Origin of the sequence: Nocardioides sp. NPDC057772 (assembly GCF_042798075.1) — a bacterium.
Classification (GTDB): Bacteria; Actinomycetota; Actinomycetes; order Propionibacteriales; family Nocardioidaceae; genus Nocardioides.
The window spans coordinates 23,620-44,553 of record NZ_JBHVKN010000018.1 but is presented as its reverse complement, the minus strand read 5'-3'; the positions used below and the strand labels follow the sequence as shown (position 1 = coordinate 44,553).

25 protein-coding genes and 1 pseudogene are annotated in these 20,934 nt (G+C 68.1%); 17 read left to right on the top strand and 9 right to left on the bottom strand.

The features are described from left to right. Positions 1-151 precede the first annotated feature (151 nt). Entirely contained in the window at positions 152-301 is a 150-nt protein-coding gene (locus ACFVJS_RS05775) for a hypothetical protein (protein WP_378877946.1), read from the top strand. On the opposite strand, the gene ACFVJS_RS05770 is transcribed toward ACFVJS_RS05775, so the two are convergent. After that, a complete protein-coding gene (locus tag ACFVJS_RS05770) occupies positions 298-480 on the bottom strand; it encodes a hypothetical protein (RefSeq protein WP_008359744.1) in 183 nt (60 codons plus the stop codon). The genes ACFVJS_RS05775 and ACFVJS_RS05770 overlap by 4 nt on opposite strands. Before the next feature lie 290 nt (positions 481-770). Between ACFVJS_RS05770 and ACFVJS_RS05765 the strand changes: the two genes are divergently transcribed. Further along, positions 771-1,361 (top strand): hypothetical protein, encoded by a 591-nt coding sequence (locus tag ACFVJS_RS05765; RefSeq protein ID WP_008359746.1) that lies wholly within the window; start codon positions 771-773, stop codon positions 1,359-1,361. A gap of 179 nt (positions 1,362-1,540) precedes the next feature. Then, a complete protein-coding gene (locus tag ACFVJS_RS05760) occupies positions 1,541-2,254 on the top strand; it encodes a Crp/Fnr family transcriptional regulator (RefSeq protein WP_378877945.1) in 714 nt (237 codons plus the stop codon). A 431-nt stretch (positions 2,255-2,685) separates the two neighbouring features. On the opposite strand, the gene ACFVJS_RS05755 is transcribed toward ACFVJS_RS05760, so the two are convergent. The 3 genes from ACFVJS_RS05755 to ACFVJS_RS05745 are packed head-to-tail and all read right to left on the bottom strand — an operon-like array spanning position 2,686 to position 5,329. After that, positions 2,686-3,555: an ABC transporter permease gene (locus tag ACFVJS_RS05755; RefSeq protein ID WP_378877944.1), complete on the bottom strand. Its 870-nt coding sequence runs from the start codon at positions 3,553-3,555 to the stop codon at positions 2,686-2,688. Continuing rightward, positions 3,552-4,403: an ABC transporter permease gene (locus tag ACFVJS_RS05750; protein ID WP_008359755.1), complete on the bottom strand. Its 852-nt coding sequence runs from the start codon at positions 4,401-4,403 to the stop codon at positions 3,552-3,554. Before ACFVJS_RS05750 ends, ACFVJS_RS05755 begins: the two co-directional genes overlap by 4 nt. Then, positions 4,400-5,329 (bottom strand): ABC transporter ATP-binding protein, encoded by a 930-nt coding sequence (locus ACFVJS_RS05745; protein ID WP_378877943.1) that lies wholly within the window; start codon positions 5,327-5,329, stop codon positions 4,400-4,402. The genes ACFVJS_RS05750 and ACFVJS_RS05745 overlap by 4 nt, the downstream gene beginning before the upstream one ends. A gap of 75 nt (positions 5,330-5,404) precedes the next feature. On the opposite strand from ACFVJS_RS05745, the gene ACFVJS_RS05740 reads away from it, so the two are divergent. Next, on the top strand, positions 5,405-6,052 hold the full coding sequence (locus ACFVJS_RS05740) for a TetR/AcrR family transcriptional regulator (RefSeq protein WP_008359758.1): 648 nt from the start codon (positions 5,405-5,407) through the stop codon (positions 6,050-6,052). 44 nt (positions 6,053-6,096) lie between these two features. Here ACFVJS_RS05740 and ACFVJS_RS05735 read toward each other — a convergent pair whose 3' ends face one another. Continuing rightward, positions 6,097-6,486 (bottom strand): heavy metal-responsive transcriptional regulator, encoded by a 390-nt coding sequence (locus ACFVJS_RS05735; RefSeq protein ID WP_008359760.1) that lies wholly within the window; start codon positions 6,484-6,486, stop codon positions 6,097-6,099. A gap of 128 nt (positions 6,487-6,614) precedes the next feature. Between ACFVJS_RS05735 and merA the strand changes: the two genes are divergently transcribed. Both merA and merB read left to right on the top strand, forming a co-directional pair. Next, entirely contained in the window at positions 6,615-8,069 is a 1,455-nt protein-coding gene (gene merA / locus ACFVJS_RS05730; RefSeq protein WP_008359762.1) for a mercury(II) reductase, read from the top strand. Then, entirely contained in the window at positions 7,979-8,719 is a 741-nt protein-coding gene (gene merB, locus ACFVJS_RS05725; RefSeq protein WP_378877948.1) for an organomercurial lyase MerB, read from the top strand. Before merA ends, merB begins: the two co-directional genes overlap by 91 nt. Positions 8,720-8,764: 45 nt before the next feature. On the opposite strand, the pseudogene ACFVJS_RS05720 reads toward merB, so the two are convergent. Together ACFVJS_RS05720 and ACFVJS_RS05715 are read right to left on the bottom strand one after the other, a co-directional pair. Then, a pseudogene (locus ACFVJS_RS05720) lies at positions 8,765-9,352 on the bottom strand (MFS transporter); the annotation flags it as partial. A gap of 31 nt (positions 9,353-9,383) precedes the next feature. Continuing rightward, entirely contained in the window at positions 9,384-11,645 is a 2,262-nt protein-coding gene (locus tag ACFVJS_RS05715; protein WP_008359766.1) for an MMPL family transporter, read from the bottom strand. Between the two features lie 77 nt (positions 11,646-11,722). Between ACFVJS_RS05715 and ACFVJS_RS05710 the strand changes: the two genes are divergently transcribed. From ACFVJS_RS05710 to ACFVJS_RS05695, 4 genes are read left to right on the top strand one after another with little or no spacing between them, the layout of a single operon-like run. Next, positions 11,723-12,115 (top strand): helix-turn-helix transcriptional regulator, encoded by a 393-nt coding sequence (locus tag ACFVJS_RS05710; protein ID WP_008359767.1) that lies wholly within the window; start codon positions 11,723-11,725, stop codon positions 12,113-12,115. Beyond that, positions 12,112-14,082 (top strand): heavy metal translocating P-type ATPase, encoded by a 1,971-nt coding sequence (locus ACFVJS_RS05705; protein WP_378877942.1) that lies wholly within the window; start codon positions 12,112-12,114, stop codon positions 14,080-14,082. Before ACFVJS_RS05710 ends, ACFVJS_RS05705 begins: the two co-directional genes overlap by 4 nt. Then, positions 14,079-14,639, top strand: coding sequence for a signal peptidase II (lspA, locus tag ACFVJS_RS05700; RefSeq protein ID WP_008359769.1), 561 nt, complete (start codon positions 14,079-14,081; stop codon positions 14,637-14,639). The genes ACFVJS_RS05705 and lspA overlap by 4 nt, the downstream gene beginning before the upstream one ends. 33 nt (positions 14,640-14,672) lie before the next feature. Next, positions 14,673-15,272 carry a cadmium resistance transporter gene (locus tag ACFVJS_RS05695; RefSeq protein WP_008359771.1) on the top strand — a complete coding sequence of 200 codons (600 nt, stop codon included), beginning with the start codon at positions 14,673-14,675 and terminating at the stop codon, positions 15,270-15,272. Positions 15,273-15,288: 16 nt separating this feature from the next. Here ACFVJS_RS05695 and ACFVJS_RS05690 read toward each other — a convergent pair whose 3' ends face one another. Continuing rightward, on the bottom strand, positions 15,289-16,611 hold the full coding sequence (locus tag ACFVJS_RS05690; protein ID WP_008359773.1) for a hypothetical protein: 1,323 nt from the start codon (positions 16,609-16,611) through the stop codon (positions 15,289-15,291). A 4-nt stretch (positions 16,612-16,615) separates the two neighbouring features. Further along, positions 16,616-16,840, bottom strand: a complete 225-nt coding sequence (locus ACFVJS_RS05685) for a hypothetical protein (RefSeq protein ID WP_378877941.1) — start codon at positions 16,838-16,840, stop codon at positions 16,616-16,618. Between the two features lie 562 nt (positions 16,841-17,402). On the opposite strand from ACFVJS_RS05685, the gene ACFVJS_RS05680 reads away from it, so the two are divergent. From ACFVJS_RS05680 to ACFVJS_RS05650, 7 genes are all read left to right on the top strand, one after another. Next, the gene (locus ACFVJS_RS05680; RefSeq protein WP_378877940.1) at positions 17,403-18,050 is read left to right on the top strand and encodes a M15 family metallopeptidase; all 648 of its coding nucleotides are present in this window, start codon (positions 17,403-17,405) and stop codon (positions 18,048-18,050) included. 25 nt (positions 18,051-18,075) lie between these two features. Next, positions 18,076-18,453 carry a BlaI/MecI/CopY family transcriptional regulator gene (locus ACFVJS_RS05675; protein ID WP_008359779.1) on the top strand — a complete coding sequence of 126 codons (378 nt, stop codon included), beginning with the start codon at positions 18,076-18,078 and terminating at the stop codon, positions 18,451-18,453. A 38-nt stretch (positions 18,454-18,491) separates the two neighbouring features. Then, positions 18,492-19,442, top strand: coding sequence for a M56 family metallopeptidase (locus tag ACFVJS_RS05670; protein ID WP_378877947.1), 951 nt, complete (start codon positions 18,492-18,494; stop codon positions 19,440-19,442). 91 nt (positions 19,443-19,533) lie between these two features. Next, positions 19,534-19,857: a hypothetical protein gene (locus ACFVJS_RS05665; RefSeq protein ID WP_040755606.1), complete on the top strand. Its 324-nt coding sequence runs from the start codon at positions 19,534-19,536 to the stop codon at positions 19,855-19,857. Next, complete coding sequence (locus ACFVJS_RS05660; protein WP_008359783.1) at positions 19,854-20,276, top strand: MerR family transcriptional regulator; 423 nt, start codon at positions 19,854-19,856, stop codon at positions 20,274-20,276. Before ACFVJS_RS05665 ends, ACFVJS_RS05660 begins: the two co-directional genes overlap by 4 nt. Continuing rightward, positions 20,273-20,605 (top strand): hypothetical protein, encoded by a 333-nt coding sequence (locus ACFVJS_RS05655; RefSeq protein ID WP_008359784.1) that lies wholly within the window; start codon positions 20,273-20,275, stop codon positions 20,603-20,605. The genes ACFVJS_RS05660 and ACFVJS_RS05655 overlap by 4 nt, the downstream gene beginning before the upstream one ends. Then, complete coding sequence (locus ACFVJS_RS05650) at positions 20,593-20,928, top strand: YnfA family protein (protein ID WP_008359785.1); 336 nt, start codon at positions 20,593-20,595, stop codon at positions 20,926-20,928. The genes ACFVJS_RS05655 and ACFVJS_RS05650 overlap by 13 nt, the downstream gene beginning before the upstream one ends. Positions 20,929-20,934: the final 6 nt, after the last annotated feature.

The window sequence follows — 20,934 nt, the reverse complement described above, 5'->3', positions numbered from 1 at the left end:
CCGGGTCAAACAGGTCAGGAGCCGAAGCCGTTTTCGAGGTCGTATAGCCGTTCCTTAGCCGATAGATTTAACCCAGAACGGCTACGCGCCGTGGCTTCGCGTCGATCTGAACCGCCCGCAAGGCGGTCGGGTGGCGCCCGCACCTACCGTCATGGTTACCTACCAAGACCGCACCCGGGTCCCGATCGCGGGGTTCCACGTCGGGTACGGGTTGAGCTCGGCGAAACGTCCCGGGACGTTCGTCTGCTCTTCGGAGACGCAATACTCCGTCACCGAGGCGAGGGCCGCGGTCGCCACCTAGGCAAACGGCGGGTAACTGTTCGGGTACGACAGCGCGATGCCGTCGCGCAGCAGCCGGGTGAAACAGAGCTCGAGCAGGTGTGGCGATTGTCCGATCTCGACGATGCGTGGTCGCAGCGGCTCGAGCGGGAACGGCGCCTCGTCACATCGAACGCGATCGGCAGGTGCCGTCATGGTCACGCCCCCGCCTCGAACAGATCGAGCAAACCTGAGTACCCATCCTCGACCAGTGAGAACGGCCTCCGCCTCGGCGGGCGTGACGCACGGGCGTCATCGTGAGCGTAGGTATGTAGCGCAGCAACGGTCGCACCCGATCGTCGACCTCTGCGGTCTCCAGGTCGGCGAGAAGGTCCAGGAGCCGGCCGAAATTGCGCGAGGCCGGAGTGTAAGCGCGCTCACCGACACGCCCGACGCGCGCGGCAACGCTGGCTGTTATCAGCACAACAGCCAGCACAAGAAGGAGCAATCAGATGAGCACCACCAGTCCCAGCCTCGCCAGGGGTGCCGCATACGGCGCCGGTGCCGGCGCCGTGGCCTCGGTCGCCATGGGTATGTACGCGATGATCGCGTCTCTGATCAAGGACACCGGTTTCTTCACCCCGCTGCACCACATCGCCACGCTGTTCGTCGACCCGACGGCCATGATGGAGTCGATGATGGGCGCCATGTCCGGCGAGGGATCGTTCGAGATCTCGGCCGGCCCGGCGATCCTCGGCCTGGTCATCCACATGATGACCGGAGCCATGTACGGCGCCCTGTTCGGTATCGCAGCCGCCCTGCTGAAGCAGGTCTCCACGGCCGTGCTGGCCGTCGCCGGCCTCGTGTACGGCTTCATCGTCTACCTGATCAGCGCCTTCGTCGGCCTGCCCGTTGCCGCGGCCATCTTCGGCGTTGACACGCTGGCCGAGGGCGACATGAATGGCATGAACCCGATCGGCGACATGGCCCAGATGGCGGGTACCAACGTGTTCATTCCCGAGCACCTGGTCTTCGGGCTCGTCGTGGGCGTGCTCTACGCACTCAGCCTCCGTTCGACCACCAAGGCGACCGTCAACGCGTGATCGTCAGCACCGGTGAGCCGGGCTACCTCTCCAGGAGGGCCCGGCTCAGCCACCAGATGACCCAAGCACGAAAGGCTGGCACGATGACTCTCGACCCTCCTTCCTGCCTCCGCTTCACCAATCCGGTGGATCTGGCAGGCGACGCCAGACCCTGGTCGCCGGGGCGACGAGAGGAAGACGTGGACATCGAACGCGCAGCTAAGAACCCCGACCGGCCCAACCGGCTGTGGTGCATGGCCGAGGTCGACATCTTCCGCGACCTCGACGCCGCTGAGATGGACGCCATGGCGCAGGCCGCACCGATGAGGACGTTCAAGCGCGGCTCGCTCGTCTACACCCCGCACCAGCCGGCCGAGACGCTCTTCATCCTCAAACAGGGACAGATCAGGATCTTCCGGGTCTCCCCCGACGGCCGCGCGCTCACGACCGCCATCGTCGAGCCGGGAACCATCTTCGGCGAGATGATCATCGTCGGCCAGCAGATGCACGACAACTTCGCCGAGGCGATGGAGGATGTCGTGGTCTGCGTCATGACCAAGGCCGACGTCCAGACGCTCCTTCTCGGCGACCAGCGCATCGCCGCCCGTATCTCCGAGACCCTCGGACGCCGACTCGGCGACCTCGAACAGCGACTCTCCGACGCAGTCTTCAAATCCGTCCCACAACGCGTCGCCACGACATTGCTCACGTTGTCCGAAGGACACTCCACACCACTCGGCCGAGGACAACAGGTGAAGCTCACCCAGGAGCAGCTGGCCGCCCTCGCTGCCACGTCACGCGAGACGACGACCAAGGTCCTCGGCGAGTTCGCCGAGCTCGGACTGATCTCCCTCGGTCGCGGCCGAATCGCCGTGATCGATCGGCAGCGCCTCGAGGCCATCTGCGGCGACTGACCCCAACCAGCGCACCGGGTGAAGTCTTGCCTGAGCGACGCCGACTGGGCAGACGCTCAGACCGTGAGCCCCAGCGGGCGCATCACGGCCGCCGTCGGTCGACCCATCGCAGGATCGGGCCGATCACCGGGCGGTCGTGCCAGCCTCGGCCGATCACGGCGGCGCGCGTCTGAGCCAGGGTTCGACGCAGGCCCCCCCGCAGTCCGCGGCGGCCTGCGTCGGCACGCAGCAGGGCCCGGCGTCGTACCCATCGGGCGCAGTCGAAGCAGATCGATACCTCGGGATGGGCGCCTAGGTGGACGACTTCGGTGGCGGGGAACTCGTTGTCGCAGCACCAGCAGCGAAGCCGTTCATCTGCCTTCTGCTCCGCGTGCGTTGTCATAGTTGCAGCATCCTCTTGGCTACCGGCATGCGCAACCACGGCACGTGCATCAGTAGCGGCCCAGCGTGCCCCGGCGCTTGGCGGTGCGCTCGCCGAGGGTGAAGGCACCGATGCCGGCGAGCAGGTACGTCACCGAGACGAGGAGCAGGGGCAGGTAGCCGCCGGTGCCCCAAGCGGTCAGGGACTGGTCGGCGAGGAGGGTCAGGTGCAGTCCGCCGACCACGTCGGTCAGCGGGAGGAACCGGCCCACCGTGGCCCACCAGTCGGGCACCGCGATCAGCGGCAGCGCGCTGGCGCTGAACAGCATCACGACGACCATGAGGGTGTCGTTGACCAGTTGGACCCGCTTCCAGACCAGAGTTGCTCCGGCGACGCCGAGCGAGACCCCGATCGCGGCAACGACTCCGGCCGCAAGCGGGACAAGCGCGGCGAGGCTCCAGTCGATGCTCAGTGGCACGAAGAGGGAGACGATGCCGAATGTCGCAGCCGCAACGAAGGTGGTCTCGATCAGGGCGGCGACTACTCGGCCGGTGGCGACCACCAGCCAGCTCGGCAGCGGCGAGAGGAAGACCTGCTCGATAGTGCCGGCCTGGATCTCTGCCAGGAGTCGCCAGAACATCTTCACGACCTGCATGTAGAAGAAGGAGAAGGGAACGAACCAGACCACCATGACCGAGGTGGTCTCGCTGTCGAGCCTCCAGGTGGTCGTCCCGGTCGCGATCTGGTCGGCCTGCCCGATCAGGGGCCCCAGCAGGAGCACGAATGCGGCGAACATGGGTAGCTCGATGAGGATCTGGGCTCGTTCGGACCAGGCGAACTGCAGTCCCTTGCGGATCTCGTTGACGATCGCCGACGTCAAGGCTCCGGGCCCCAGTCGTGAGCCGGCAGATGCAAGAGCGGGGTTGATATAAGTGCTCATCGGGGGCTCAGGCCTCCTTCGCGAAGCGCGCGGCGCATGGCGGCGTGGTAGGTGGCCAGGCCGATGACTATGAGGACCGAGGTGTGCACCAGCAGCCATGGCAGTGTGCCGTCGGCCCAGGCGGCGTCGAGTCCGCTCGACCCGGTGCTGGACATGGTGGTGTTGAGGGCCTGCACGCCGAGCGCCGTGGGGATGAGGTGGCTGAGGGTCTCGATGCCGTCGGGGAACACCGTGACCGGGACGAGCATGCCGCCGAAGAACATGATCGCCATGTTGAACACGTGGGTGATGGCGCCGATGCTGGCGACCCGCAGGGTGAGTCCGACCATCAGCAGGCCGTAGGCGACCGCGTTCAGCACCGTCAACCCGGCGGTCAATGCGGCGGGCAGCAACGCTGCGGTGCTCCAGTCGTAGTCGAGGTCGAACCAGGTCGTGAAGACGACCGCCAGCGCACCGGCGGCCAGCAAACCCTCGACAGCCAGGGCCGCCATCCGGCCAAGGGCTTGCAGGTACGCCGGTGCCGGGCTGAGCCGGGTCTGCTCGAGGGTGCCGCCGTTGATCTCCTCGGCGATGCCACCGCTGCCGTTGACCGCGGCGGTCTCGGCGATGGTGACCGCGAGCAGTGCGGGCAGCGTGAGCACCATCAGCTCCTCGACGATGTGGCCGCCGCCGATGAACAGGCTGATGCCCAGGTAGGTCAGGGTGTTGAGCACGATGCCGACGACGACGGTGCCCTTGCGATGCCAGGCGAGCCGCAGTCCTTTCGCGGTCTCGCTGCCGAACAGCCCGAGCCGGGTCGGTGTCCGACCGGGCGCACGGACTACGGGGGCGAGGCCGAGAGCGGTCATGGCGCGACCTCCCGGACCTCGGGCGCGACCGTCATAGCGTCTTCGTGCAGCAGCCGGATGAAGACTTCCTCGAGCGTCGGCTGTGCCTTCTCGATCGAGAGCAGTCGGGCACCTGCCGGGAGCACGTCCTCGAGCCCGGCCGCTAAACCGTCTGCGAGCCCGTCCGGCGAGCCGGCGAGGTGGATGTCGTAGCGGTCTTCGGCGTAGCGGGCCAGCAGGTCGCCGGTCGGGAGGTCGGCGATGATCTCGCCCTCGCGGATCACCGCGATCCGGCCTGCCAGCTGTTGGGCGACGTGGAGCTGGTGGGTGGTCAACAAGATGGTCTTCTGCTCGTCGCGGGCCAGGTGGGCGATCCACTCCTTGAAGGTGCGCGCGGACTCGACGTCGAGCCCGAGAGTCGGCTCATCGAGCAGCAGGATCGGCGGATCGGCGATCAGCGCGGCGGCGACGGCGACCTTCTGCTGCATGCCCCGGGAGTAGGAACCAACCGGCTCGTGACGCCGCGGCCACAGGTCCAGGTCGCGCAGCAGCTGCTCGGCCCGGGGCTTGATCGCGCCGCCTCGGAGCCCCTTGAGGTGGCCGAAGTAGAGCAGGTTCTCCCAGGCCGATAGCGGCCAGTACACGTTGCGTGACCCTTCGAGCACCGCACCTATCTGTAGCACCGCCCTGCCGCGATCGGCGCTGATGTCCCAGCCGCCGATCCGGGCGGTGCCGACGGTGGGTGTCACCAGTGCGCTGATCATCTTGATCAGCGTGGTCTTGCCGGCGCCGTTCGGGCCGAGCAGGCCGATCACCTGCCCCCAGGGAACCGACAAAGTAGTCGGGCGCACCGCGACGCGAGCTGACGCGCCACGGCCGTAGGTCTTGCCGAGCCCGTCGAGCTCGAGTGCCGCTGCCGCGGAGGTGGGCCGAGTGTTACGAGGCATCATGTGCGTCCCCTAACTTACAGTGTAAGCAGCGTCTGCTGGACACCCTACGACTTACGCTGTAAGTTCACAAGGGTGAGCACAGGAACCGCCGGCACAGAGATCCGCCTCGCGCTGACTCGCGAGCGGATCATCGAGGCCGCCGTCGACTTCATCGACATCCACGGGCTCGACGCCCTGAGCATGCGCAAGCTGGGCACAGCCCTCGACGTGAAGGGCATGTCGCTCTACAACCACATCGCCAACAAGTCCGAGCTGCTCGACGGCGTGGTCGAGTCACTGTGGGCCGAGACCGAGGCAGCCGCACCCGCGTTGCCCGACTGGCGCGAGGGTATCCGGTCTCTGGCGCACGCGGTGCGCGCAACCGTACGCCGCCACCCCAATGCCGCACCGCTGATCTTCAGCCAGCAGCTGATGCCGCAGGCAGCGCTGCGGCTGGTGCGTACGCATGTGGCCGAATTGGTGGCGGCGGGATTCGACCGGAGCACGGCCTACGACCTATTGCGAACGATTTGGTCCTACGCGTTCGGTTCGGCGTTCGCCGAGATCACCTGGGACCCCGGAAACCCAGGCTGCGCGGTCGACGCACGCCAACTGCTGCGGCCCGGCACGCCCGACGAGCTCGCCGCGGTCGCAGACGTCTTCTGCGGCCAGTCCAACGCGGAGGCACAGTTCGAGCTGGGGCTCGACCTGATGCTCCGTGGCATCGAACAGCCCAGCTGACCGCCCAGCTACTCATCTGCCTGAGGCCGACTCCGAGCGCCCGCTCACAGATAGCGGCAGACCAGATCGGATCCGCAGCTCTCGGGGTCGGGGTCAGCGGCCCCATCACGCAAGGCGGCGATGGTCTCGCGCAGCGCATCCAGTTGAGCGATCTGCTCCTCGATCTCGCTCAGGCGTGAATCGAGCAGATCGAGCACGTGCTCGCAGGGGGCTTGGCCGTGGTCGCGGATGTCGAGGATCTGCTTGATCTGGGCGAGGGTCAGCCCGGCGGCCTGGCCGCGGTGGATGAAGTCGACACGGGCGATCGCGTCGGCGGTGTAGTCGCGGTAGCCACTCGAGGTGCGTTCGGCCGGCGGGAGCAGTCCCCGCTCCTCATAGAAGCGCAGCGTCTTGGCCTTCGAGCCAGCCGCCTCGGCGAGTTCCCCGATCCGCATCCCGATCCCCTTTCGTGTCGCAGGTATCGCCTGGCGCAGGGAGGAGTATCGCTTGACCTTCCCCTGTACTGGAAGGTCCAGTATGGCTGCATCAAGAGCTTTTCCCAACCGCTCCGGGAGGAATCGGGATGCAGACCAGGTACGACCTCGCCATCATCGGCTCAGGCGGCAGCGCGTTCGCCGCGGCCATTCGCGCGACCACGCTGGGCAAGTCGGTGGTCATGATCGAGCGCGGCACCTTCGGCGGTACGTGTGTGAACACCGGCTGCGTGCCGTCGAAGGCACTCATCGCGGCCGCCGAGGCACGCCACATCGCCGTCGATGCGACGGCCCGCTTCCCAGGCATCGCCACCACCGCCGAGGCGGTGGACATGCCGACGCTGATCGACGGCAAGCAGGACCTCGTCGAGAACCTGCGGGGTGAGAAGTACCTCGATATCGCCGATTCCTACGGCTGGCACGTCCGCCACGGCGAGGCCGCCTTCGCCGGCACCCCCGATGCTCCTGTCCTCGAGGTCAGGTCCGCTGACGGCGTCGCCGAGACGGTCGAGACGATCGAGGCGGCGCACTACCTGGTGGCCACCGGCTCCCGACCATGGGCTCCGCCGATCCAGGGTCTGGAGGAGGCCGGGTACCTGACCTCCACCACCGCGATGGAGCTGAGCGAGGTCCCCGAGTCGCTGCTTGTGCTCGGCGGCGGGTACGTGGCCCTGGAACAGGCACAGCTCTTCGCCCGGCTCGGGTCGAAGGTCACCGTCCTGGTGCGCTCGCGACTGGCCTCGAAAGAGGAACCGGAGGTCTCCAAGACCCTGGCCGAGGTCCTCGCCGACGAAGGCATCCGGGTCGTCCGCCGCACGGTCCCGACCAGCGTCACCCGCGACTCCGCCCCCGATGGCGCCCCCGATGGTGACGGCCAGGTAGTCGTGACCGCGGACGTCTCCGGTGGCGCGCAGGAGTTCCGTGCCGACCAGGTCCTGGTCGCGCTCGGCCGCCGGCCGGTCACCGACACCCTCAACCTCGAGGCCGTCGAGGTGAAGACCGGCGAGCTCGGCCAGATCGTGGTCACCGACCAACTGCGGTCCTCCAACCCCCGGATCTGGGCGGCCGGCGACGTGACGGCGCACCCCGAGTTCGTCTACGTCGCCGCACGCCACGGCACCCTGGTCGCCGAGAACGCCTTCACCGACGCCGAGAGGCCGGTGGACTACACCCGGCTTCCGCGGGTCACGTTCACCAGTCCCGCGATCGGCGCGGTCGGGATGACCGAGGCGCAGGTGCTCGCGGCCGGGATCCGGTGCGAGTGCCGGGTGCTGCCACTGGAGCACGTGCCCCGTGCGCTGGTCAACCGCGACACCCGCGGCTTCATCAAGATGGTTGCCAACGCCGAGACCGGCGAGATCCTCGGCCTCACCGCCGTCGCCAAGGACGCCGGCGAGCTAGCTGCCGCCGGGGTCCACATCCTCGGCAAGACCACCACCGAGGTCGCCGAGGCATGGGCGCCTTACCTGACCATGACCGAGGGCATCCGGATCGCCGCCAAGGCCTTCACCACCGACGTCTCGAAACTGTCCTGCTGCGCCTGACCATCACCCACACACGAGACCACCACTCCCGCCACGCAGTTCGTTTCACCCAAATCAGTCATTCACGAAGGAGAATCCGTATGTCGGATCTCAGCACGCAGCTACCCCAACGACTCAGCCAACCCGAGGAGACCGGCCTCGACGCCGGGCTGCTGATCCCGCTCCTGCGGCTGCTCGTCGACGGCGACCCCGTCACCCTCGAGCAGCTCGCCGCGGCCGCCGGGCGCCCGGTCGATGACGTACGCACGAGTCTGGCAGCCGTACCGGACACCGAGTACGACGACCAGGGCCGAATCATCGGGCAGGGCCTCACGCTGCGACCCACCCCGCACCGATTCACCATGGCCGGCCAGGAGCTCTACACCTGGTGCGCCCTCGACACCTTGATGTTCCCGGCCCTGCTCGGGCGCATGGCTCGCGTGGATTCGGTCTCTCCGACCAGCGGCGACCCGATCCGGGTCACCCTCGACCCTGCTGTTGGCCTCACCCGCGTCGAGCCCGCCGACGCTGTGGTCTCGCTGGTCAACCCGGAGCAGATCACCTCGATCCGCTCCTCCTTCTGCAACCAGGCCCACTACTTCACCTCCCCCGAGGACGCCGCAGGCTGGCTGGACGAGCACCCGGGCTTCGATGACCCCGTAGACGAGTGAGGTGAGTCCGGTTGTGGACAGGAGCGCGCCGAGTACGTCGGGGCGGCGCGGTAAGGGGTCGCGCGACTCCGGGAGCAGGACCGCTATCGCGACCGCCCCGAGGATCGCGATCGGGACGTTGATCAGGAAGATGGATCCCCACCAGGAGTGTTCGAGCAGGTAGCCACCGATGATCGGCCCGAGCGGGATTCCGATCCCGAGCCCCATCACCAGCAGCGAGACCGCCTTTCCGCGCTCGGCCGGGCCGAAGAGAGCGGCGAGTACCGCGAAGGCGACCGGCATCACGATGGCTGCCCCCATCCCCATCACGCCGCGTGCGGCGATCACCAGGGCGGCCGAGTCAACCCCTGCGGCGATGGCCGAGGAGATTCCGAACAGGCCGAGCCCGATCAGGAGCAGGCGTTTGCGGCCGTACCGGTCGCCCAGCGCCCCGCAGGTGAGCATCAGGCCGGCGATCACCAAGACATAGGCGTTGACCATCCACTGCAGGCCGTCGGTGCCGACCTCCAGCTCGGTGGCGATGGTCGGCAGCGCGACATTCATGATGGTGATGTCGAAACCGAGAGTGAGTACCGCCAGGCCGAGGGCGGCCAGCGCCCACCATCGCCGTGGGTCGGCGTACGTCGTCGCCATGATGCTCCTTTCGTAGTGGTCCGGTTGGGGGTCAGTCGGTGAGGCCGAGCCGGTCGTGGAGCCGTCGTAGAGGGGCGGGGGCCCACCAGTTCGCCTCTCCGGCGAGCCGCATGATCGCGGGGACCAGCAGGGCGCGGACGATGGTGGCGTCGAGGATGACGGCCAGCGTCAGACCGACGCCGATCACCTTCAGCGCAGTCAGATTCGAGGCAGCTAGGGCGAGGAAGACGGTGACGAGGATGGCGGCCGCGGCGGTGATCAGGCCGCCGGTGCGTTGCAGGCCCTGGGCCACGGCTTCGGTGGTGGTGGCACCCTTGCGGTGGGCCTCGGTGATCCGGGAGAGCAGGAAGACCTCGTAGTCCATCGAGAGACCGAAGGCGATGCAGAAGACCAGCACCGGCAATGTGGTCTCCAAGGTCCCGGTCGGTATGAAGTCACCGACCAGCCAGCGCAGGTGACCCTCCTGGAACACGTACACCAGGGCGCCGAAGGTGGCGCTGAGGCTGAGCAGGTTGGTCACGATCGCCTTCACCGGGATCAGCAGCGACCCGGTGAACAGGAACAGCAGGATGAGGGTGGACAGTGCGATCACGCCCAGTGCCCAGGGCAGCCGGTCGGCGATCGTCTCGGTGGCATCGACCAGGGTGGCCGCGGAGCCGCCGACCAGCACCTCCCCGGGGGCGGGAAGATCACGGACACTGCCGACGACGTCGCGGGCCTCGGCAGGGTCCGCGGCCGACGGGGTCACGGCCACCCACGTTCCCGATGCCGAGGTGTAGCGGGCGTCTAGGACACCGGCCTGCTCACCGGCAGGAGCAGTCGACTGTCCGTCGACGTATCGGCCCGTGGCGGTCTCCACGGCGCTCACGCCCGGCAGAGTTGAGAGCTGGGTGGCGTACGCGTCCAGCTCGTCCTCGCCGACCGCTGTCCCGGACTGTCCGGACAGGACCACCGTGATCGGGTGCTCAGCCGCACCAGGGAAGTCATGCACCAACCGCTCAGCGGTTTCGGCCACGGGATGGTCGGCGGGAAGGGTCCGGTGATCCAGCAACCCGAACCGCACGCCGGTAAATGGCAGCACCAGCAGCACCAGCACCGCGCTGACCGAGACCAGGATCAGCACGGGACGGCGCATCACGAACGCGGCGATCCGGTGCCAGGCCAGGCGGCCCTCCCCAACCTGGGCACGGCGTCGTGTGAACCGCCGGCGGATCGGGGCGAACAGGTCGGCTCGCTCCAGCCGGTGCCCGACCAGGGCGAGAAGCGCGGGAACCACGATCACCGCCATCGCAGCTGCCAGCGCGGTGACCGCGATTCCGGCGTACCCCAGCGACCGCAAGAACGGCATCGGGAACAACAGCAGCGCCGAGAGCGAGAGCGCCACCGTGAGAGCGGAGAACACCACGGTGCGCCCCGCGGTACGCACCGTGATGACCACCGAGGCATCGACAGTGCGGCCGGCACGGCGTTCCTCACGGAATCGGGTCACCAGGAACAGGCTGTAGTCCACCGCGAGCCCGAACCCCAGAGCGGTGGTGAGGTTCAATGCGTAGGTTGACATCGTGGTGGCGTCCGCGATCGTGCCGAGCACGGCCAGTGTGCCAACCACGGCCCCCGCACCCACCAGCAGCGGCAGGCCGGCCGCGATCGCCGAGCCGAAGACCAGCAGCAGGACGAGCAAGGTGATCGGCAAGGTCACCATCTCCGCAGACACCAGATCGCTCTCGGCCTGCTCGTCCACCGCCAGGCCCACGGCGGCTGGCCCGGTGACACTCAGCCTCAGCGTGCCCGACGTCCGCGCAAGGTCGTCGGTGATCTTGGCCGCGGTCTGCTGTGCGGCGTGCTCGCCCCCGGTCAGCTGCACTGCGATGAGCGCGGATCGGCCATCGGGCCCGCGCAGAGATGAATCCGGGGTCGTCCAGTAGGAGTGGACGCCGCCGACGCCAGCTGTCTCGGTCAGCTGTTCAGCGAGGTCTCGTCCTGACTGCACGGGCTCCGGCGAGTCGATGGTGCCCTCGCGCACCTCGGCGATCAGAAGGAGGTTCGTCGGCCCGCCCGGGAACTCGCGGTTCAGCAATTCCTCCGCGCGTTGAGACTCCGCCGATGGGTCCAAGTAGGCACCCGAGACCAGCTTGTCCCCGGCGTCTCGCCCGGCGACGCCGGCGAGAAGGATGAGCATCAGCGCGGTCAAGAGCACCAGTCCACGTCGGCGAAGCAGCAGCTGCAGGAAGGCGCCCGGTTCCGTGTCCGGTTCCGTGTCGTGTCTCCTGCCCTGCTCGTCGCGCATATCCATCGTGACCACCGAAACCTCCAGTCTTGCCGCTGTCAGCGGGATTAGACGATCAATACGCAGGACGCTATCATCGGCGTATGGCAATGACAACGGATAATCCTGAGCCAGCGTTGCGGCGCGGTGCCGCGCTGTTCCATGGCCTCGCGGACCGCAATCGGCTGGCGATCGTCCGTCAGCTCGCCAGCGGCGAACGCCGGGTGGTGGACCTCACCGATGCGCTTGGGCTGGCCCAGGGCACGGTGTCGGGCCATCTGGCCTGTCTGCGCGACTGCGGTCTGATCGTGGGCCGACCCGAGGGTCGGCAGATGTTCTACTCGATCGCGCATCCCGAGCTGATGGACCTGCTGGGTGCGGCCGAGCAGCTGCTGGCTCTGACCGGCGAGGCTGTTGAGCTCTGTCCGAACTACGGCGCTGGCGCCGAGACTCCGGCCGAGATGACTCCGACGACGACCAAGGAAGTAGCACCATGACGGACGCCTGCGGCTGCGGCCACGACGAACCACGCAACGAAGACGGCGAACTGGAGGAGCACGAGCCCGAGCGGCTCTGGGAGATCAGTGAGCTGAGGTTCGCTGCGCTCGCCGGACTGTTCCTCGTGGCCGGCTTCATCGCCGACCGCTCCGGCGCCTCCGGGATGACCGTTACCGGGCTGAACGCCGTCGCCTTGGCGCTCGGCGCCTGGACCTTCGTTCCGAGCACGCTGAGGCGGCTGGCCAAGGGCAAGATCGGCGTCGGGACCCTGATGACGATCGCCGCGGTGGGTGCGGTGATCCTGGGTGAGGTTGCCGAGGCAGCGATGCTGGCCTTCCTCTACTCCATCAGTGAGGGCCTCGAGGAGTACGCGGTGGCCCGCACGCGCCGCGGCCTGCGCGCCCTGCTTTCGTTGGTCCCGGCCGAGGCCACCGTCCTTCGCAACGGCACCCAGGTAAACGTCGCTCCGGCCGAGCTCACGATCGGCGACCTGTTGCTGGTCCGGCCAGGTGAGCGAGTCGCCACCGACGGCGTGATTCATGATGGCCGCACCGCGCTGGACACCTCGGCTCTCACCGGGGAATCTGTCCCGGTTGAGGTTGGTGTCGGAGACACCGTCTATGCCGGCTCCATCAACGGCACCGGCGTCCTCGAGGTCGAGGTGACCACCACCGCCGAGGACAACTCCCTGTCCCGGATCGTCAACATCGTCGAGGCCGAGCAGTCCCGCAAGGGCAACGCCCAGCGCCTCGCCGACAGGATCGCCAAGCCGCTGGTGCCCGGGATCATGGTCCTGGCCGCGATCATCGCGATCACCGGCAGCCTGCTCGGCGACCCCGCCACCTGGATCGAGCGTGCCCTGGTCGTCCTGGTCGCCGCCTCCCCGTGTGCTCTGGCGATCTCCGTGCCGGTCACCGTGGTCGCCGCCATCGGTGCCGCCAGCCGCATCGGCGCCCTGGTCAAGGGCGGCGCGGCCCTCGAAGCGCTGGGCCGGATCCGTGCCGTCGCTCTGGACAAGACCGGCACGCTGACCCGCAACGAGCCCGCGGTCGTCGAGGTCGCGACCTCGACAGGCCGTACCCGCGAGCAGGTCCTCGACATCGCCGCCGCCCTGGAGGCCCGCAGCGAGCACCCCCTGGCCCGCGCCATCCTCGCGGCCGTACCCGAGCACCGCGACGCCGAGGGTGTCGAAGCCGTCACCGGCGCCGGCATCACCGGCATCGTCGAGGGCCGGCCCGCCCGCCTCGGGCGGCCCGGCTGGATCCCCGCCGGCGACCTCGCCGAGCCGGTGACCCGTATGCAGGAAGCCGGCGCAACCGCCGTACTCGTCGAGTACGACGGGGAAGTCATCGGCGCTGTCGGTGTCCGCGACGACCTGCGCCCCGAGGCCGCCGAAGTGGTTGGCCGGCTCCGGGCCGGCGGCTACCAGGTCGCCATGCTCACGGGCGACAACGAACGCACCGCCGCCGCCCTGGCCGCCCAGGCCGGCATCACCGACGTGCACGCCGAGCTTCGCCCCGAGGACAAGTCGGCCATCATCCGCCGGCTCCGCGAGAACCGGCCGACCGCGATGGTCGGCGACGGCGTCAACGACGCCCCCGCCCTGGCCACCGCCGACGTCGGGATCGCGATGGGGGCCATGGGCAGCGACGTCGCGATCGAGACCGCCGATGTCGCGTTGATGGGGGAAGACCTGCGTCACCTGCCACACAGCCTGAGCCACGCCCGCCGGGCACGGTCGATCATGCTGCAGAACGTGGGCCTTTCGCTGGGCCTGATCGCCATTCTGATCCCGCTAGCCGCCTTCGGCGTGCTCGGGCTGGCTGCAGTGGTCCTGGTCCATGAGGTCGCCGAGATCTTCGTCATCGGCAACGGTGTGCGCGCTGGACGCGCCCGTCCGCTGCCCGCGGCGCCGGTGGATGCGCCGACTGCCGCTTCGGCGCCGACGAAGGTCGGGGCCAAGTGAGCCGGGCACCGGCCAGTGCCGCGGTTCACGCGCGGACCGGTCGCGCCGCGGTAGTGCTGGCCGCCGTGAGCGTCGCCGCGGTCGACCTGGCCGCAAAGGCCCTCTCCGAGGCTCGACTCGCCGACTCCACGGTCGACCTGGGACTGATCCAGCTGCAGCTGGTCTACAACCCCGGTATGGCATTCAGCATGGGCGACAGGCTGCCCGGCGGCGTGATCGTCACTGTCACCGCAGCCATCTCGGTCGCCCTGGCCATCTATGCCTGGCACCGGGCCCCACAAGCCGGGTGGGTCGAGCGGATCGCCGGAGGCGCCGTGATCGGCGGCGCGGTCGCCAACGTGGTCGACCGAGCACGCGACGGCGTGGTCACCGACTACCTGCACACCGGGTGGTGGCCCACCTTCAACCTCGCCGACACCTTCCTCGTGATCGGATGCATCGTCGTCGCCCTCGTGAACGCCCGTCCCGAGCACGCGACTGACGAGGAAGCGGCTGACGAGGACGCGGCACCGGCGCCGGTACGCACCAGCCCGACCAAGCCGGACACCGACCTGTGACCCCGCCACCGACGGCGGGTAACTGAGGAAGAGATGAACGTGATCAGCTCGGCTCTGCAAGCGATCGGCTTGTTCCTGGTGACCAACATCGACGACATCATCGTCTTGTCCTTGTTCTTTGCCCGCGGGGCCGGGCAAAGAGGGACCACCGCCAAGATCGTCGCAGGGCAGTACCTCGGGTTCGGTGGCATCCTCGTCGCGTCCATCGCGGTGACCCTCGGAGCCGGACTCTTCCTTCCCGACGAGGCCATCCCGTACTTCGGGCTCATTCCCCTGCTGCTCGGTCTCTACGCCGCTTGGCAGGTATGGCGCAACGGCAGCGAGGACGACGACGACTCCCTGGCGGACAGGCGCATCAGTGCGATCACCGTGGCCGCAGTCACATTCGCCAACGGTGGAGACAACATCGGGGTCTACGTCCCGGTCTTCCTCGCGGTCGGCAACGGCGCCCTCGTCGCCTACTGCGTCGTGTTCCTGGCTCTCGTCGTCGTCCTGGTCCTGGCGGCGAAGTTCATCGCCACCCGAAAGCCCATCGCGGAGGTGCTGGAGCGATGGGAACACATCCTGTTCCCCCTGGTCCTGATCGGGTTGGGCCTCGTCATCTTGATCGAGGGCGGGGCGTTCGGTCTGTAATGCGCTGCGACGTGGTTCAGCCGCTGAAGAGCAGGTACAGGCCGCCGACGGTATAGACGACCATCACGGCGAGAAGCGCTAGCTGGCCCGTGACCTGATGCCGCTTCGGCAAGATCTTGACGGCACGGTCGTGGGCGGAGATGACGCCGATGACGTGTCCGGCGACGACGGCGGCGACCTTGATGACAGCGAGGGTCGTCGGATTGCCGGACAGGAAGTAGTTGACGCTCCATTCGGCGGTCCCGAAGAGGTTGGAGCCGTTCACCATCGGGTCGCTGATCTGGATCAGCACCATCTGGCCGTACTCGAGCAGGAGCGTGAGGTAGTGGGCGACGATGTACCCCACGATGATCGGCACAACCGAGTGCGCGAAGAGCGCTGGCAGCGCTCGCCGGGGCGTGTTGGGCGGCGGTGTGGTCGCCATTGTCCCGGCCGTAAGGGTCGCCCACACGAAGACGCAGAAGGCGAGCAGCACAAGTGTGCCGGAGACGGTGGGGTTGATCCCGATCGTCTGACTGAGCTTCGCCCAGGTCGTGGAGCGGCTGAAGCTGTCGTATGCGGTCGACCCGAGGAGAACCGCGACGATGGCGACGCGGCTGGGGGTCGGGTTGAGGCCGTCGAGGTGGTTCAGCGGCGACTGCCACACCAGCGTTCCCTCCCGCGTGCGGCCGATCGGTGAGAGGTGGGCGATCAGGGTCGAGTACGCCTCGAACGGATCGGCCCGTGCGAACCACTTCGGGCCGAAGAGGACCGCACCACCGAGCACGAAGAGGACGTAGAGCGCGAGCCATCCCTGGAGTGGCGCAAGGTACGTCGAAGCCGGATGCACGAGCTCGAGCCAGACGAAGGCGAACAGACCGAGTGCGGCCGGCCAGTAGCCGACCCATGCAGGTAGGGGGATGAACCCGTCACGAGCACTCGCGCCGGCAGTCCGGGTGATCCCGGCATGCAACGTTCGCAACGGGTTCAGCGCTCGCCACACCGGGCCGAGGGCGAGTGAGGCAGGCACCAGTCCGACCCAGAGCAGCACGTAGACGATCCCGAAGATCGGGTTGCTGGCCAGGTCTGGGCCCCAGAGGGCCCAGACCAGGTAGGCGAGGATCAGCATGCCCAGCGTCCGGGCGACGATCCTGAGCCAGGTCGAGTCGATGGTCGAGGCCAAGTGAGGTCTGAGCGGGATGCCGGTCCTAGTGCCGTCGAATCGGGGTCGGCGCCAGGCGAGGACGAGCACGATGAATGAGACGGCTACCGCGACGCCGGCGCCGGTGATCGCGTATCCCGCGGGGATCGGGAGGTCCTGGGCGCCGCCGACTCCGTGTGCGGGGAGAATGGTCTGCACTGGGTCAGCGGACTTCGAGCTGGGCGATGAGCGCGTCTGACTCGTGCTCCTCGACGTCGACCAGCCCGGGCTTGTCGACGGTGACTGCGATCGTGGTGGTGCCCTTCTTGAACTCCGGCGTCTGCTCAGGGCTCGAGTGCACGTGCAGTCCACCTGCACGGTCCGAGGTGACGATGAAGGTCACCGGCTCGCCGACCTTGGCGTCGATGCGGTCGCCCTTCGGAGACACGTTCTCACCGTTGATCGTCACTTCCACGACGGGCCCGGCCGGTTCGGACGGCTCCGCAGAAGGCGGTGCGGTCGTCGCTTGGCTGCTCGGGCCGGCGGCCGTTGAGCCGATCGATTCGGCCGCAGAGGGTGCCACCGAGGACCGGGGCGCCGTCGACTCGCCTGCACCGCAGGCGGCCAATAGCGCCACCAAGGCTCCAGCAGTCCCGAGAACGAGTGGCTTCCTCACAGGCTTCCTCCAGTTTGCGTGCGTTGCGTATGGTTCGACCGCGCCACTTCGGCGATCTCCGAAGCTGGATAGTACGTTAGATGCGCCCCCTGAGAGTTCCCCCAATCGCACGCGCCCAAACGGTCGCGAACCGACCAACCGCTGGACTCTGCTGGATCGGCTGTCATCAGACCCCCACGACCGACCCACGAGGATGATGAATTCCACCCGACCATCTGGGCGCCACCGCGCCGAAGACTCGAAGCCGTTCTCGCATCGGCCCAGTCCCGGACGACGTCGTGCCCGCCGTCCGACCGCTCCTTGGGTCCTCGGCGCCTCGGCAGCGGTGACCGCGGTGTCGGCGGGTCTCGTTGCGCTCACCGGGGCCACCCAGGCCGACGATGCGACCGGCTCCGAGTCGGTCGACATCGCCAGCGCGCCGGCGAGCCCGCCCGCCCAGACCAAGGCCGCCCCCGTTGCCCCGTCGCCGACGACGACTCCGTCCAAGGACCGAGAGCGACAGGTCTCACGTGGAGGCGACCGGACCTCGCCGGATCCGAAACCGGAATGGCTCGCCTCCTGCGGCCCGGCGGACGAAGAGGGGCGGCACAGCAACGGCCGCCTCGCGGTGTCCGATCTGTGTGAGATCCCGGTCGAAGGCACCCATCTTCTCCATCCCGACGCCGCGACAGCCTGGTGGCGCCTCGACCGCCGCTACCGCGCTCGGTTCGGCGAGCAGATGTGCGTCACCGATTCGTATCGCAGCATCGAGGCGCAGGAGCAGGTCTACGCCGAGAAGCCCGGGCTGGCTGCGACCCCGGGCACGAGCAACCACGGTTGGGGTGTGGCCCTCGATCTCTGCGGCGGGGTCGAGTCCTTCTCCTCAGAACAGTACGCGTGGCTGCGCGAGCAGGCCCCTGCTCTGGGCTGGGACAATCCCGAATGGGCGCGTGCCGAAGGATCCAAGCCGGAGCCCTGGCACTGGGAGTTCTCTGCAGCCTGAGCCCCCAGCAGACACCGATGGGAGAATGACCCGCATGCGACACCTCGGACACCTCGAAGCAAGGATCATGGACCTTCTCTGGTCGGCTGATCGTCCGCTCACGGTTCGCGAGGTGCACGAGCAGCTGCCGACTGACCGCAAGCGTGCCTACACCACGGTCATGACCGTGTTGGACAACTTGTTCAAGAAGGATCTGCTGGCCCGAGACCTTCACGGCAAGGCCTACCGGTATCGACCGGTGACCACCCAGGCCGAGCATGCCGCCGCGGCCATGGAGGAGCTGCTGAGCGCCAGTGGCTCGCCGGGTTCCACGTTGCTGCACTTCGTCGAGCAGCTTGCACCCGAGGAAGCACGAGAGCTCCGCAAGGCGCTTGATTCCGTCACGGAGGTCGATGGCAGATGACCGCCGTCTTACTGAGCTCTGCTGCCGTGTTGCTCGCGGTGCTGGGCGGTCGGGTGCTCACTGCGGCGGGCATCGCGGTCCGCGCCCCTGGGGCCGCGGTGTTGCTGTGGCAGTCGCTCACGATCGCAGTCTTGGGCTCGGTCCTGCTGGCCCTCGTGGTGATGATTCTGCCTGCGTCGCCGGCAATGCTGTCAGAGACGGCAGCCTGGTTGGGGACGTGCCTCGGGTTGCTGGAGGCGCACTATCCCGCGCCGCTCGGAGATGCTGGCTCCCTGGCCGCGCTGGCCCTCTTGGTCGTTGTCGTGGCACGAGGCGCTGCAGGCGTACTCGGCGAAGCGATGGCCGCCGGCCGCGCACGCACACGCGCCAGAGAGCATCTCGCCGTTCTCGTGCGAGACGCCAAGCCAGACTGGCTCGTGGTGGTCGATGACCCTCGCCCGACGGCCTACTGCATACCGGGGCGGCGGCCAGCCATCGTGATGACTTCAGGGGCCATCTCATCGCTCAACGATGCGGAGCGAGGTGCCGTGCTCGCCCACGAGCGGGCACATCTCCGCAGTCGCCATCACTGGGTGATCACCTGGGCGACCGGCCTACACCGCGCCTTCCCGTTCGTCCCTGCGTTCCGCGCAGCGGCCGACGCGCTCCCACTCGTCATCGAGATGCACGCCGACGACGTCGCCGTACGGGTCGCTGGCCGACGCGCCTTGGCCACCGCCCTGGTGCGCATGGCCGAGGGTCCTACCCCGGGGGCGACCCTTGCCATCAGTGGGTCCGGTGCGCTCGTTCGTGTCCGCCGGCTTCTGACGGAACCGTGTCGTCTGAGCAGGGCCGCGATCACCGGGGTCGTGGCACTCATCGTGGCGATGCTGGTCGCGCCGGCGTTGATCATGCTTGCGCCTGCGATGGAGTCAGCACTGCGTGATGACTGCGCTCCGTACGAGCATCCGTGCGACGTGCCCGGTCGCTCAGACGTCTCGCTCAACTGATCGTTCGCGGCTCGATGCCGCGGGTCGCCGGCTCGGTCGAAGCTGCCGAGGCTTGCAACTTGGACCTTGGTACAGGTTTACCGTGGTCTCCATGGAAACCTTGCTCACCACCGATGCGTGCACCATGCCCACAGCTGAACGACCGCTGCGGCTTGCGGAGTTCGACGACCTCTTCGCTACTGCCGTCCGCGCGGTCGAGCGCCGCAGAACCCACGTCCGGATGCACCTCAGCGGCGATAAGGGTCTGGGCGAGCGGGTTCGGGATCTGACGCAGCGGGAGAGCTCGTGCTGCTCGTTCTTCACCTTTGCCATCGATGGCACCGACCAGGCGCTCACCCTCGACATCTCCGTACCGCCGGCGCGGCGCGAGATTCTGGACGCGCTCGCTGCGCGTGCCGAGGAGCTGTCGGCGTGAGTCTGCGCATCAACGAGGTCGCCCAGGCCGCCGGCGTCAACCGCGAGACCCTGCGATACTACGAACGCCGCGGACTGATCGAACAACCCGACCGCAGCCCTGGAGGCCACCGGCTCTACGACCAACGAGCGGTGCAGACGCTGCGGATCATCAAGGCGGCCCAGCGCCTTGGCTTCACGCTGGACGAGGTGGCGGACCTGATCGAGGTCGGCCGCCGACGCGGCCGTGACTCAGGGCTCCAGACACGTGCCAGGGCCAAGCTCCTCGAGGTCGAGGAGCGGATGGCTGACCTCGCCGCGATCCGCGACAACCTCCGTGCGGCGCTCGACGCCGGATGTGATGACCTACACCAGTGCGCCACCAGCGACTGCTGCCCATTGCCGTTCATCGAGATCACCACCAGGAAGGCCGACGCATGAGCGCGAAGATCAAGGACCGCCACCTGGTTGGCGCCGGAGCGGCGGCATGCGCGATCTGCTGTGCACCGCCACTTCTCGCGCTCCTCGGCATCGTCGGCGCCGGCATCGCAGCTACCGTCGCCACCCTGGCTTTCGCCGGCCTCGCCTTCGGCGCTGTCGTCCTGAGCGTGGCCCTGCTCGCCCTCTGGGCACGCCGCCGTGCGGCCCACGCCACCTGCGCGCCAGGTGGTGGTCCCGTCGATGTGTCCATCAGCGGCCGCCCCAGCGATAGCGACGCACCGCAGGATCCGATGCCGGCGGCTGACAAGATTGCGCCGTGGACGCCCTGAGATCGATCGCCCTGTTCGTCGCCGCTGCCGTCGCCGAGATCGGCGGTGCGTGGCTGGTCTGGCAGGGCGTGCGTGAGAACAAGGGTTGGGTCTGGATCGGTGCAGGCGTGATCGCGCTCGGCATCTACGGCTTCGTTGCCACGTTGCAGCCGGACGCCCACTTCGGACGGATCCTCGCTGCCTATGGCGGCGTGTTCGTGGCCGGCTCACTCGCCTGGGGCATGGCGCTCGACGGCTTTCGACCCGACCGGTACGACGTCACCGGGGCACTCATCTGCCTGGTCGGAGTCGCGGTGATCATGTACTCGCCGCGGACCACCTGAACACTG